Raw genomic sequence first — 13,509 nt, 5'->3', positions numbered from 1 at the left:
CCCGTTGATGAAATGCGGCCCGACTTGAACGTGCTTACGCGCGAACAGCCGAGCGTGCGGTGGGCACCAGCCGATGCGTCTCGGTCGCGCGGATCGACCAGCGTGCCAGTTGCGGGGCGATCTCGTTTGCCCATCGATTCGAACGGCCGAATTCGCCGAAGCGCGCGATGTCGGGAAACACCGCGACGCCCACCAACACCTGTTCATTCGCCCGCACCGGCAATCGGCGGAAATCGTTCTCGCGCGGCTCCGTGATGTACCACCCCTGGGCCGTCGCACCGCCGGCGGCAAGAACGCTCGACATGCGTTCGCGGCAAAACGCCAGAAGCGAAGCCGATGCCGGCTCGTTCAGATAGAAGATCGTGATGTCGACGAATCCCGGCGGGATGGCCGCGGCGTCCCGGCCGGCTCGGCGAGCCACGTCGACGGGCAGGTTCGATCCTTCCCATGCCGGCTTCAACAACAATACGTTATCCGAATCGATCATCGTCGCATTGGCCGCGTCAGCGTGCGCTTTCCAGCTCGGTCCGCCGTAGAAATCCGTCAGCCCTCTCAGCCGGGTCGCCATGCTGTCGAAGCCTCGCAGCCAGACGAACAAATCCGGACGATCGAGATCGCGAAACTGCCCCATGACCGTCATGCCGACCGCTTCCTGTGTCTCGACCAGCTCGCGGTCGAAGAGATCGATCAGCACGTCGCGCTGGTGCGGATGAAGCGTGTACTGGCGCAGCTCGACGACGTCGAGCGGCTGTTCTCGGATGTTCTCGTTCATGTTTGACCTTCGCGTCGATGAAGCAGATCGGGCATGCGACAAAGCATAAGTCCGATAACATGACACCTTATGTCAGGTATTTGAGGTAATGTGTCGCGTATGAAAGCCAGCCGCCTGTTGTCGATCATGATGATGCTGCAGGCGCGCGGCCGGATGACCGCGCCGGCGCTGGCCGAAGCACTGGAAGTGTCCGAGCGCACGATCCTGCGCGATATCGACCAGCTCTCCACGGCCGGCGTGCCCATCTGGGGCGATCGCGGCCGCAACGGCGGATTCCAGCTGCGCGACGGCTGGAGTACCGATCTCACCGGGCTCACCGAGCACGAAGCGCACGCGCTGATCCTGGCAGGCCTGCCCGGGCCGGCGAGCGAACTGGGCCTCGACGGCATGGCTGCCTCCGCGCGGCTGAAGATGATGGCGAGCCTGCCGCCGGGCTCGCGCGAGCGGGCCGACCGCGTCGCCAGCCGGCTGCACATCGATACCGTGGATTGGTACCGGGCGCAGGAAACCCCGGCGTTTCTGCGTGAAGTTGCCGATGCGGTATGGGGTTCGTACCGTATCGACGTGGAGTATCAGAGTTGGCGGGGCGTGTCCCGTCGCGAACTAGAACCGCTCGGCCTGGTGCTCAAGGGCGGCGCCTGGTACCTGATTGCCCGGGTGGCGGGCAAGCCCGGCGCACTGACGTTCCGGCTGGCGAATATCCACGAACTCACCGCGTCGCGCCGCCGATTCAAGCGCCCTGCGCGATTCGATCTGGCGACGCACTGGCGCGACGCGATGAGCCGGTACGAGACCGATCTCAATCGGCTGACCGCCCATATCGCGGTGTCGCCGCGCGGCGAAACCTGGTTGGCCAACGCGCGGATCAAGATCGCGCCGGTCTCGCAGCATGCAGGCAGCGCGGAGGTGCCGCCGGGATGGAAGGAATGCGTGATGCCGATCGAATCGATCGAGCACGGCGCGCGGAAGCTGCTGGGGTACGGCGCACACGTGAAAATCCTCGGGCCGCAGGCGCTCAAGGATCAATTCATCGAAGAGTTGTCGCAGTTGAAGGCGCTTTATCGATCCGGCAGCGATTGAAACGGCGCCTATTGCGTCGACGCGGCCGCCGCTCGACTATCCAGCGCACCAATAACATCGATCTTCATGGCGCGCCCTAAACAGTCACCGGTTCTGCTCGACCAAACAGGTAACCCTGAGCGAGTACATGCGGAAATTGCGAGAGCCAGCTCGCCTGCAGTTCCGTTTCAACGCCCTCAACGGTAATCGAGAGCCCGAGTTCCCACGCCGTCCGGATCATGCTCTTGACGATCGCACACACTCGCACGTCGCCGGGCAAGCCGGCCGTATATGATCGGTCGATCTTGATACCGCATACATCGAACTGCCAGAGATGGGACAGTGACGAGAATCCCATTCCGAAGTCATCGAGTACGACCTTCACCCCCATCCTGCGGAGTTCGTTCAGCTGCGCTTTGACTTGAGCCGATTGCTCAAGCATTGCTGTCTCCGTCAATTCGAACGTCAGACGGTCGGGGCTGATGTCGAATTTTTCGAGGTACCGTGCGACGGATTGCGGCACCCGCCCGGTCGCAAGGCAGACAGGTGAAAGATTGACCGATATCGGAACGGACGTGGCTAGCCCGTCCGTCGCAGCGAGCGACTGACACACTTGCAGCAAAACGATGTCCGTGATGTCGAGGATCAGACCAGTTCGTTCCGCAGCAGGAATGAAATCGTCTGGCGAAACGAGTCCGCGTCGCGGATGTTGCCAGCGGACCAGCGCCTCGCACGACACCGGCTTACGTGTCCCAAGATCGACAATCGGCTGGTAGGCAACGAACAATTCGTTGCGTGCAAGTGCCCTGAGCAACTCCTCGTGTAACTCAATAGCCCCGAGTCGGCTATTGTCGACGTCCCGCGTATAGAACTGGTATCTGACCTCCGACCCTTGTAGATTCGCGGTCTTGGCTGAATACATTGCGGCATCTGCTCTCGCTAACAGCTGCTCATGACGGGCGTCCGCCTCACAGTGGATGGCAATCCCGATACTCGCCGTCAAAAAATAGTTTTCTCCTCGTAGACTGAGAGGTTTGCTGAGCGAATCCGCCATCCGTTGAGCAGTTTTTGCCGCCGCCTCGGCTATAGCGTCGCCTTGTAGCGTCACAAGAAATTCGTCACCGCCAATCCGCGCCAGTACTGCCCCCTCAGGAAGACAATGTCGAAGCCTGGTGGAAAGCAGCTTGATCGCTTCATCGCCCGTGTCATGGCCGAAGCGGTTATTAATTCGCTCGAAATCATCGAAATTGAAATACAAGATGGCGAATCTACCCACCGATCGATGATCGCGAAGCGCATCGTCAATTACCGACACAGCTTTACGGCGATTAGGCAACTGCGTCAAAACGTCGGTCTCTGCTGCAAGCCGCGATGCCTCGTCGGCCTTCAGCAGCAACAAGGATTTCTGGTATTCGATCCAAAGGCAGACCAGTAACAGCAAGGTGATTACCGTCGCGGAGACCAGCACGGCGGCACGATAGTCTCGATGCGAAACAAGTGCTTCGTCCACGTCCCGCGTCACGACGACGTGCATCGGATAGCCCGTTATCGGCGTTGAGACAATGAATTCCTCGTGGCCGTCTACCTCGCGAATGACGCCCCTCCCCTTTGATCCAGCCAGAAGACGTTCCAACGGATACGGCGTGCCGACGGCACTCGACGACTCAAGCGGCGACGAGAACGACAATAGCTGCCCTTGATCGCACACGAGGGCAATCGATCCGCGATTTCCAAGAATCGCTGATGAATATAAGCCACGAGACAGGAATTCCGGATTGACTGACACAACAACCACGCCTGCAAATAAACCATCCGAATATTCAAGTCGGCGAGCAAATTGAAGACTCCACGCATGGGAGACTCGCCCGATAATTGGCCGACTAATATACAATCCAACATCTCTTCTCTCGCGATGCACCAAAAAATGCTCACGATCCGCGAGACTGACGCCTTTTGCATTGCCACGGGTGCTTTGAACGACGATTCCTGTCTTGTCGATGACAGTAATCTGGAATGCCGAATCGGACGATGTCATGCTTGACGGAATGTCTCGCGACAAGTCGAAATGATCGGCCGACCTCTCGTAAATCGATTTTACGCTTCGGGTCAAGAAATCCATCTGCCTGATTTTTATAGTTATCTCTTGCTGCAAGCCATTACTGTAAATCGAGACTGATTTTGTCACGCCTTCAGTTGTGACGGACTCGTCCTGCCTGATGACAACTGCCGTGGCCACCCACGTTGCCACGAGCAAGAAAGCCACCACCAACCGAAAAATCTTTGAGCGGATTCTCATCTCGAGCACCACACCACGAGCCGATTCGATCGCGACAACGGATAAATATGATAAATAGAGCCAATTGATAACTACCGACATTCCTCCAAGAGTGCACACCTACACACAGCCGCACAAGGGCCAACCACCAAAATTGACAATTTATTACATTTATAACACCCACTTCCCATACCAATTTATTTATTAACGAGACAGCAATTAAATTTATAAAACCCTTTATTCATGGAATTAAACGTCAAGGATAGTGCGAAGTCATGGACAATGCTTGCCTTGCCGATTTCTCTGATGCACCCTTGGCATCAAGGTATTGCCGAGTTGTGCCCGAAGATTCTCGTGCCTCTTGCACTCTCCCCCGTTTGCAAGAGTGCTTCCAGTGCCACGGGTTCATTGGAACTCGTGGCATCTTTTTTTATCGATCGACGAAAGAATTGTCCAACTCATGCTGCATGGTCTTTTTGTGTGCTTCCGCACTCTATTTGAACGTGACGGCACCGGCCGACGCTGCATACAAGGAAGAGTGGGTGAGTGACCACGCGTTGCACGCTTACGCGCCGGCACACCGCGACGCGTGGTCGAAATCGGCCACCATCGATCGCGCTGCCCGGACCGGGCGGGCGGTGCCGCGACAGGACAATGACCCCATCGCCGCGTTCGCCGCGCACCTTGCTGCTACGCCGCAACGCGTCGCCCCGAAGCGACCGGCCAAGCAGGTAACGCCGCATGAAGTTCACGACAACGACAAGGCTGTAAGCCATCGCAAGATCAAATTGATTGCTGAATAGCAGTGCGTCGAGGCCGCCTTTCAGCGGGAGCGCGCCGTCGAGCGAATGCGATACGTCGACGCCTGCGATCGCAATTCAATCACATGACGTGACGACCGCTTCGCGAAATCGTCAAAGATGATCAGATCAGCGTCGCTACCCAGCCAACCCGTCAACGGTGGATTTTTCTCGAACGTTAGGATTCCGTGGAGGTAAATAATCCACTCATTCAATCCACGGAGATCCCTGATGAAAAAGCATTTTGCGGTTGCGGCGCTTGCCAGCCTGGTTTCGCTCGCGGCATTCGCGCAGGCCTCGAATCCCCAAGTGGCGCCCGCTCAAGGTGGCGCGGCAACGCCCACACCGATGGCGCAGACGCCTGCTCCGATGAGCCAGCCGGCTGACAAGGCCGCGCCGGCGAAGCACAAGCATCATCACCATCACCACCATCACCACAAGGCGACCGCGACGGCCGCAAGCAACGCGAGCGCCGGCTCGCAATAAGCCAGGCCGGTGCAGCGAGGCACTGCCTTCACAGTGCCTCGCCACACCACGCCGCATCGCACGCACTCAACTCTGCACGTGACGCGATAGAAGCGGCGGCTCAGCATCGCTGACTGGCGTTCCGCCTTGCTGGCAAAGCGCCAATCGCCGTTGTCGCAGCGCAGTCGTATCTATCCGCCGTAGATTTGAATGACGATGTCGTCGTCCCATGCCGCACGCAGGCGGCACATATGCCTTCGGACCGGCAACCATCCGCTGCTGTACGCAGGGCTGCTCTATAGCAACTCGACTAGCGCGCTGACGGCACCCAGCGGAACGATTCACTTCCAGAACCATGAAGACAGCGTGCGTTATCAACTGACGCCGGCATTGATCCTGGCTTTGGGTGAGGAAGATACCGCTGGACCGCCCTAGACCGGGACGCATTGCGGATTCTTGACGTACCCCTACAAACTGTTCGGCGATGGGGAGGTCGCTACCGACCGTATATTTGCATTCAGCGCAGACTACCACGCCCTAAAATACCCGTTCCTTTTAAACGATCAATCAACCTTACCGACGCCGGACTCCGTTCAGGTTCATCTGCGTTTTTGAAAGTACTGGAACAGCAGCGCATACCTATCCTTGAAAGCACAAGAGCAGCATTGAGTCGTACCACGACCGGACACAATGGTGCTTTTCGTCATACTGGCAGCAGCAACCGAATCGACTCGCTTGCCAACGCGACGATTTCATGCCGATCTTCGAGTCAGACTATATGCATTCCTGACGAGATGAAATTGGCTACCGGCGAAATAGGTGATTCACTTCATTGCGTTTGTAAATCCGCCCCCCTATCCTGAGCGCCTCAAATGCCGAAATAGATGAAGTCGTCGTTGCCAAGAACGACCCCGACCTCCGCCACCGAGAACGCATGGCCCAACTCAGCGACATACACCTGTCCACCGAGGAGCCATGCCTGGATCTGTCGCCGACCGCGCCGAGCGAGACAAGCTGCGTGCAGATCTTCACCCGGCCACGGCATTTGTGGAGGAATTCATGGACACCCATACGATTTCCATTCCTCACTATCGTGCAACCCGTGGACACGCCGATGGTGCGGCAGCCTGACCGACTCGGGTGGTCGGTCGACCACCTGAACCCGTACGCCGATGGGCCGCTTAAGTTCCAAATGCGTGCCGCGCTCGCGAAATTCGAGCGTGCAGGAATGTCGGCGGCCCATCGCCGCGGACCATGGCTCGGCCACCCCGCCGCCTTGACACCAGATCAGGTCGAGGCGTTCGGAAGACAGCTCAGGAGGATTTGATAGAGGAGAGGGTAGTCACTTCGACGTCGCTCACACCTTGCGGCTGGATCAGCAGCGGTCGCGGAAATGACCTCACGCAGACGCAGCGCAACCGGGCACGACAGGATCGGGCGGATGGATTTGGCAACGATCGCCAAGTGCCCGGCGTCGCATTTTCGCGCCGCACGCGTATCGGGGAAAACGCATCAGAAAGTGAGGGAGACAACATGAGAATCGCCATCCTGGAGGACGACCCGGTTCAAGCGGAGTTCATTCGTCAGTCACTGACTGCGGACCGACACACGTGCTACGCGTTCCTCAAAGGAACCGCCCTGAAGAAGCAACTGCAGCGCGACACATTCGACTTGCTGATTCTTGACTGGTACGTGCCGGATTTGTCCGGCCAGGCGTTGTTGCACTGGGTTCGCGCCCGCGAGGCGACGCGTGATTTACCAGTGCTGTTCATTACGCATCGTGGCGACGAGGCCGGCATCGTGGAGATTCTCGACGCGGGTGGCGACGATTACCTTGTGAAACCGGTGACCCCTGCAATCCTGCGCGCTCGCGTCGGCGCGCTCCTGCGTCGCGTCTATCCGGCCGACGCTGACCCGACACGCCACGAGTTCGCCCCCTATCGCTTCGACGGCAATCACCAACAGGCATTCGTGAATAATGTGCCTGTCAATCTCACCCAGAAGGAATTCGAGCTCGCGTGGCTGTTGTTCCAGAACCTCGACCGCCCGCTGTCACGCGCCTACCTCATCGACAGGATCTGGAAGCGCGAGGCGTACTTTTCGGCACGCACCCTGGACACTCACATATCGACGGTCCGCAGCAAGCTGGACTTACGTCCCGCGAACGGCTACCGCCTGTCGTCCATCTACGGATATGGCTACCGGCTCGAATGCCTCGGCGGCGTCGGTCGACCGACGTATCCCGACCGTCCGCTGCCATCTGAAGGCGCTGAGTCTTCCGGTGTGCAGTCCACGGCGTGATCCGTTGTGTGATGCTCATGCAGCACTCGCCCACCCTACTGCACGTTTCGAAGTGGTCGACCGCGACGAACGGGTGTGCACAAACGAACATCGATAGCCCGCGCACGGGTCCAGCGCGATTCAGGAAAGCTGATGTCGAATGTGCTTTGCGTGCCGCCACGGCGACAAGCTGACGGATCCCAAAAGCCGGGAACGCCTGAACGCTGCCGCGGTGTCCCAACGCAGTCGATGCGTTGACAGCAAATAGTCAGGCGTCGATAAAAATGAGTCTTCGAAATCAAGCTACTTTTTCACTAGCGATGCTTGACATTCGTTATCGGAACGATGGCCTGCGCTATCCCTCAAGCGATTCGTATTTCGTCCTGGATGCAGGTCCGATGGTTTCACCCGGAAAGCCCCGGAATCTCCGCGAAATTCCGGGCCTTTCGTCATTGCGGCCCGCCATTCAGGCAGCTTTCTGGTAAGGCCTCGAACGAGGCCCTGGCTCAAGTTGTCGACGGGGCGGTCAGTCACTGTCTTGATGCACAAGGTGCGTCCGCCGTGCTTGTTCCAGATAACGGCGCAAGGTCCGGACATGGATCCCCAGCCGATCAGCGACCTCTGCATGCGTGCACGTTGCCAACAATGAGCGCGCCAGGTCGAATTCGGCAAGTGACAAGGCATGCGGCCGCCCGATCCGACTCCCCCGTGCCCGGGCGCTGGCGACGCCTGCACGGGTTCGCTCGCTGATCAGCGAGCGCTCGAATTCCGCGAGTGCGGCGATCATGTGAAAGGTGAAGCGGCCGACCGGGGAACGCGTCTCGATGCATTCCGTCAGCGAGACGAACTCAACGCCGGCTTCGCCGAGTTGGCTAATGATGGTGATCAGGTGGCTGAGGGATCGCCCCAATCGATCGAGACGCCAGACCACGAGCGTTCCTCCTCTCGTCGCACATCTCAATGCATCATGAAGCCCCGGCCGGTCGGCTCGTGCCCCTGAGAATCCCTGATCGCAATAGATCTCTTCGCATCCATATTTCTTGAGTGCAGCGAGTTGCAGATCAAGATGCTGCTCGTCCGTCGACACGCGCGCGTAACCAATCATTGTTCTCCTCTCCAGGCATGTCTCCACAGGCCTCTCAGATTCGCGCTTACGTCACCGTCACCATCGTCACCCCCACCTTGGTGAGGATGCAACCTTTCAAGTCCTGCAAAGGCTGGTGGAATTATTCATATTATTGCTAAATATTACCTTGAATGTTTATGTTCCAGCAATTGAAAATCAATAGGCTCGAATTATCATTCTAAAGTTTTCGTGATCCTCATTTAATTTTCGACGCGCTGTCTAAATGCTTACCTTGCCCTTGTCATCCAACTGATCACCAGCTAGCGTCAAGAAGAATCCAACTTCCCCGTCCGATTTGTCAGCTTGGTCAATCGACCTCGCCCCGCCGTTCCTGACAGAGCCGGCACCCTGCAAGCTCGTGTCACATTCCATCGCGGTCCATTTTCGGACAGCAGGAGTGCCACAAGAGAATCGCATCGAGAGGGCGATCACACTAATCATGGCGGCATCGTCATGGCGTCAAGAGTCATCAACCTCCGTCGATGGCCCCTGCCTCGCGGAAAGTCGTCCTGACTTACGACAACGTCGAGGTCATTTTCAGATTGCCGATGAAATCATACGAGCCTGTATGGACAACTAATGGCCACGCGCACCCATAGACGACTCCACCATGCTCGCGCACCAGGTTGCAAAAATAGAAGTCTTCGCCGACCAGACGTCCATCCATGACCTTCTGTCGGAAAAATTCGTAAACCGGATAGTCTGCCGAGCCATCCGACCGTCCGCAGGGAACGCCCGCCCCGGCAAGCCGCTCCAGGCACGTCCTGGAAATCAGCATGATCCCGGTTCCGGTTTCTCGCAGGGGCATCGGTACATCCAGCGCGTCGGCGGGTGTATCGCTTTCCTTCAGGAACGTCTGCATGCCCCCGTACTGCCCCGCAACTTGCGGCAAGAGCGCCGGATCGATGTCTGGCTGGTTCAGCACGGCCTGCTTCACGCGAGCCCAGTCGATCTCCTTGCGTGGGTATAGCGCCGCGACCACGTCGTGTGCACGCCAGTCAAACATACGCATGAGATCGGCAACATCGAATCCCATGTCATCGTCGACGAAAAGCAGATGGCTGAAATCGGTCTTCTGAAGGAAAAAACTCGCGAGTATGTTGCGTGCCCGATCCACCATGCTCTGGTTCGGCAGCGTCAGCAACTCCACCGGGATACCTTGCGTCAGGCAGGATCGCTGCAGCCCCCACAGACTTCGGACGTAGGACGTTGAAAAGAGCCCTCGGTGCGAGGGAGTGCCTATGGCGAGCGAAAACGTGCCGGACATGAGAGGACTCCGTGGATCACGACTGACACCGCCCAGTATAAGGGGCACCCCTGACACATCACAACGGCACCTGTGACGTCTCTGATTCCGTTTCACGACGTCTGCCTTTCGCGGGCGTCCCGGATCTCGCGTGCATCCCGCTCGCGATCGGCGTGCACAACTCGAACGCAGCTCGACCCTGGCAAGTCATTAAGCTTTGCTTAATGTTTGATGCGTGATCATCCAGACCGTTCCACCTGACACGTTACCGATTTACCCCATGGAGAAAAGCAATGAAGAAGCTGATTGTCGTGATGACCTTGGTCTCGGCGTGCATCAATGCGTTCGCGGACGACAGTCCGAGTGCCGCGGCACATACCGAGTCCGTCACTGTCAAACAACTGCTCGCCTCGGGCGTTGACGATCAACCCGCGATGCTGCGCGGCCACATCACGAAGCCGCTCGGCGACGACAAGTATGTGTTCACGGATGGAACAGGCGAGCTGGTGGTGAAGGTCAAACGCAAGCTGTGGCCGAACGGACAATCCGTCGCGCCGGAGCGTACGGTCGAACTGACCGGCAAATGGGACCATGAGAAGTCACCCGAGCAGTCCAAGCTGAAGGTCAAGCAGCTTCGACTTATTCCGTAACACGCGTGCATCCGGCGACGGTCAGCGCGTCGCGATCTACCCCGCCCCGCGCCCCGCCGGCTGCAGCCCGCCGGTGGACCGCCGCGGGCGGAGCGCATCGCACCACGGAGGTTGCCGCCGCGATCACCAAACTCACCGCTCGCCCGCCACCTCCATCCGCGCCTCGCTCTCCGACACGCAGCGCTGCTGCTCGGCCGCGATCGCGATCAGCAGGTCATTGATGCGCCGATCGAACCCGTCCTCGGAGACGAACGGCATCTGCAGCACCGTCAAGCCGTCGCGGGTCGGTCAAAATCAAGGGGACACCTGAAGGTGCTGTTGCGCGCGCACGCGGTCTCGGAGCAGACAAATTTCAAGCATTATTCATATTTTTACGACTGCCTTGCGAAAAGGTACACTCCACTACTATCGAGTTATCGCAACCGCGGAAGACAATGCACGCGCGAAATTCAGCGAGACCCACTTTCCAATAAGCGACTGGTCGATGCTGAGAAACAATGGGCTTTCGACCCATTGTGTGACTTCTCTTCCATGGTGAGACATTTCGAAAATCCGCAGATCCGGGTCCTCGCTCACACCCGCATCGAGCAATTCATCGCACGAGTGCACTGATGAATCATCGACGACACCAATCTCGTCGCTTAGAAGGCAACTTGAAAGAATCGTCAGCTTCCGACATGCCTCCGCCCTGCTTTCCGCATGGAGGTAGATTCCCACGTAATCTACAGGGAACAACCAGATCGTTCGGTAAATTGTTCTCCTGCAATACTGGCTTAATTTTATTGTCATTTTTTAATTAAATTCAATTAACTCACGATCCGCAATCATCACTTTTTCCGTATTCGCGAATCAGAAATCGGTCGATGTTGTCACCTATCAGCCAGAGTGGCTTTCGACCGCGTCCCGACCAGGTCGCACCCGTTTCCGGATTCCAGTATTTTGGCTCGAGTTTGGTACCCGTTCGGCGGCCACGTAACGGTTGCCTGGTCAGTTCCTCAATCTTCACGCCGTTTTCTGCGAGCACCTCAAGCACACGTTGTGCGATGCGCCGAGCTTCAAACTCCCGTGCGATATCAATCTCCCTCCGCAATTCTTCCAACTGCTCCAGGAGTTCTCTATAGGACTTCATTTCGCGTTCCCCCATACGATCGATTACCGTCGTATGAACTTCTCCAATACCGATCAGAATTCCGGCTCTGCTCTTGTCACTCGGTCGCTCCCCATCGAAACTGCACTTGCCGCCTGATAATCAGACATGCCGGTGGAGTGTCCACCAGCGTTACCGTCTCCCGGGAGCGACCTGGATTGGCATACACCGTAACTGCCTTCACTAGCTCGGTTCCCTTGTAGCCGCGCAATTCCGACGCGGCGACTGCGTTGCACGACAGCGGCGCGCTCGAGATGCGTTCAACCAATATCGTGCAACCACCTGATTGCGCGGGTACCGTCGTCAGAGACAGGACAGCCGATGCGTTCGGATACTCGAGACCGGCCAGTGCGAAGAACGGCTCAACGTCCGGATCACGTCGATCCCAGTCCAGGGCGACGTCGACGTGTCGTGTGTTGGCAAACATGCGCGCCGACACTTGGTCCACCGCTGCATAACAACGCCGAATCCCAACTTCTCGCGCCGACTTCGCGAGTACCGTTTCCCCCTGCCCACTGGTCGTGGTAGACGACGGCGATTCGAGCCCGGCAGCAAGCACCGAGTTCGCCGCCACCCATCCGATCGCTGTGACCGCGAGCAATTGAGCACGATATGCGCTCACTCGTTTTATTGACATTTCGTACCTCACCTGCTCTCGAGCTTGCTCCAGCATCGAACATACCGATGGCAACGCCACTCTCCTGCCCCAACACGCTCAGATTTCGCAGGCTATTCGAGCCTGGTACAGCGAACGCCTCGCCTCCCGCAAGTGTTGTCGACCAGATTCATGCTGGTCTCTACACGGGATAACCGAACAGGCGTGGAAAAAAGGCCGCCACTCATGCGCGGCGGCCCACAATGGCAGCCCGTTCCGCACAATGTCGCATACGAGGTGGATGTGCATCGGCGTGACAGTGAACGAGCCGCCAGTAAGCGCTATTTCCTGTCCATTTCCAGCTGTACTTCGACGCGACGGTTGTGTGCGCGGCCAGTCGCCGTATCGTTGGAATCGACAGGGTCGGCTTTGCCGTATCCCCGACTGACGAACCGATCGGCGTTTAACCCATGCGCCTGCAGGTACGCGTCGACCGCACGGGCGCGCCGCTCGGACAGCCCAATGTTGTAGTCGTCCGAGCCGACTGAATCCGTATAGCCATTGACCGTCGCGGTACGGATCCTCGCCCCGCGTGACTCGAAGATCAGCCGGTCGAGCTGGTCTCGCGCGACCGGTTTCAGATCGGCGCGATCGGTTTCGAAGTTCGCATCGGCATCGAGAATCGTCACGGCCGGAGGCATCGGAAGCGGTGCTGGCACAACCGGCGTTGCCGCAGCCGTCGGTGCACCGCAACGGAATAGAATGGACCGGTCGTCCGGCTTGCCGCCGGACGTTGCGTCGAGTCCCGATTGAGCTTCAAGCAGCATGACGGGTTGCTCTTTGCAGATCGACTCCGCTTGTTTGCGACACGCCCCCGGCCCTTCGAGCAGGCCATAACAGGTGACGCGATACGCGTGTTCGCCATTGGGTAACGCAACCGTATAAGCGTTGTACGTCGGCCCCGACGCAGCCGTGCATCCGGCAAGCATCAGCGCGATTAGCGGCAATCCAATTTTCGTAGTTAGCATGATTTCCCCACTCCAACACGTGACTTTCGGCGGAGGCAATACGCCGCGCTATCGGCAGCGCGCCCG

At 58.2% G+C, this 13,509-nt stretch carries 14 protein-coding genes; 6 read left to right on the top strand and 8 right to left on the bottom strand.

Annotation, left to right across the window (positions count from 1 at the left end; all coding sequences use genetic code 11):
• Nucleotides 1-34 precede the first annotated feature (34 nt).
• A complete protein-coding gene (locus H3H55_RS33290) occupies nt 35-772 on the bottom strand; it encodes an NIPSNAP family protein (RefSeq protein WP_193102490.1) in 738 nt (245 codons plus the stop codon).
• A 99-nt stretch (nt 773-871) separates the two neighbouring features.
• On the opposite strand from H3H55_RS33290, the gene H3H55_RS33285 reads away from it, so the two are divergent.
• The gene (locus tag H3H55_RS33285; protein ID WP_193102489.1) at nt 872-1,852 is read left to right on the top strand and encodes a helix-turn-helix transcriptional regulator; all 981 of its coding nucleotides are present in this window, start codon (nt 872-874) and stop codon (nt 1,850-1,852) included.
• 76 nt (nt 1,853-1,928) lie between these two features.
• Here the strand turns inward: H3H55_RS33285 and H3H55_RS33280 are convergent, their stop codons facing one another.
• Entirely contained in the window at nt 1,929-4,208 is a 2,280-nt protein-coding gene (locus tag H3H55_RS33280) for an EAL domain-containing protein (protein ID WP_193102488.1), read from the bottom strand.
• Between the two features lie 173 nt (nt 4,209-4,381).
• On the opposite strand from H3H55_RS33280, the gene H3H55_RS33275 reads away from it, so the two are divergent.
• The 4 genes from H3H55_RS33275 (at nt 4,382) to H3H55_RS33260 (ending at nt 7,672) form a co-directional block, all read left to right on the top strand.
• A complete protein-coding gene (locus H3H55_RS33275; protein ID WP_226800669.1) occupies nt 4,382-4,909 on the top strand; it encodes a hypothetical protein in 528 nt (175 codons plus the stop codon).
• A 228-nt stretch (nt 4,910-5,137) separates the two neighbouring features.
• Entirely contained in the window at nt 5,138-5,392 is a 255-nt protein-coding gene (locus H3H55_RS33270; RefSeq protein WP_193102486.1) for a hypothetical protein, read from the top strand.
• 913 nt (nt 5,393-6,305) lie between these two features.
• Nucleotides 6,306-6,698 carry a hypothetical protein gene (locus H3H55_RS33265; RefSeq protein WP_193102485.1) on the top strand — a complete coding sequence of 131 codons (393 nt, stop codon included), beginning with the start codon at nt 6,306-6,308 and terminating at the stop codon, nt 6,696-6,698.
• 206 nt (nt 6,699-6,904) lie between these two features.
• Nucleotides 6,905-7,672, top strand: a complete 768-nt coding sequence (locus tag H3H55_RS33260) for a response regulator transcription factor (protein ID WP_193102484.1) — start codon at nt 6,905-6,907, stop codon at nt 7,670-7,672.
• A gap of 505 nt (nt 7,673-8,177) precedes the next feature.
• Here H3H55_RS33260 and H3H55_RS33255 read toward each other — a convergent pair.
• Nucleotides 8,178-8,756 (bottom strand): recombinase family protein, encoded by a 579-nt coding sequence (locus H3H55_RS33255; protein WP_193102483.1) that lies wholly within the window; start codon nt 8,754-8,756, stop codon nt 8,178-8,180.
• Between the two features lie 535 nt (nt 8,757-9,291).
• Nucleotides 9,292-10,044 carry a hypothetical protein gene (locus H3H55_RS33250; RefSeq protein ID WP_226800668.1) on the bottom strand — a complete coding sequence of 251 codons (753 nt, stop codon included), beginning with the start codon at nt 10,042-10,044 and terminating at the stop codon, nt 9,292-9,294.
• Between the two features lie 272 nt (nt 10,045-10,316).
• Here H3H55_RS33250 and H3H55_RS33245 point away from each other — a divergent pair, with 272 nt between their 5' ends.
• Nucleotides 10,317-10,673, top strand: a complete 357-nt coding sequence (locus H3H55_RS33245) for a YgiW/YdeI family stress tolerance OB fold protein (protein ID WP_193102482.1) — start codon at nt 10,317-10,319, stop codon at nt 10,671-10,673.
• 132 nt (nt 10,674-10,805) lie between these two features.
• On the opposite strand, the gene H3H55_RS33240 is transcribed toward H3H55_RS33245, so the two are convergent.
• From H3H55_RS33240 to H3H55_RS33225, 4 genes are all read right to left on the bottom strand, one after another.
• Nucleotides 10,806-10,946, bottom strand: a complete 141-nt coding sequence (locus H3H55_RS33240; protein ID WP_193102481.1) for a hypothetical protein — start codon at nt 10,944-10,946, stop codon at nt 10,806-10,808.
• Between the two features lie 538 nt (nt 10,947-11,484).
• Nucleotides 11,485-11,802 carry an H-NS family nucleoid-associated regulatory protein gene (locus tag H3H55_RS33235; RefSeq protein ID WP_193102480.1) on the bottom strand — a complete coding sequence of 106 codons (318 nt, stop codon included), beginning with the start codon at nt 11,800-11,802 and terminating at the stop codon, nt 11,485-11,487.
• A 76-nt stretch (nt 11,803-11,878) separates the two neighbouring features.
• A complete protein-coding gene (locus H3H55_RS33230) occupies nt 11,879-12,493 on the bottom strand; it encodes a hypothetical protein (protein ID WP_193102479.1) in 615 nt (204 codons plus the stop codon).
• A 263-nt stretch (nt 12,494-12,756) separates the two neighbouring features.
• Complete coding sequence (locus H3H55_RS33225) at nt 12,757-13,443, bottom strand: OmpA family protein (RefSeq protein WP_193102478.1); 687 nt, start codon at nt 13,441-13,443, stop codon at nt 12,757-12,759.
• Nucleotides 13,444-13,509 lie beyond the last annotated feature (66 nt).

It is taken from the genome of Burkholderia sp. Z1, assembly GCF_014893795.1.
Taxonomy (GTDB): Bacteria; Pseudomonadota; Gammaproteobacteria; order Burkholderiales; family Burkholderiaceae; genus Burkholderia; species Burkholderia theae.
Note: the sequence above shows the minus strand (reverse complement) of the source record. Positions and strands in the feature narration are given on the sequence as shown.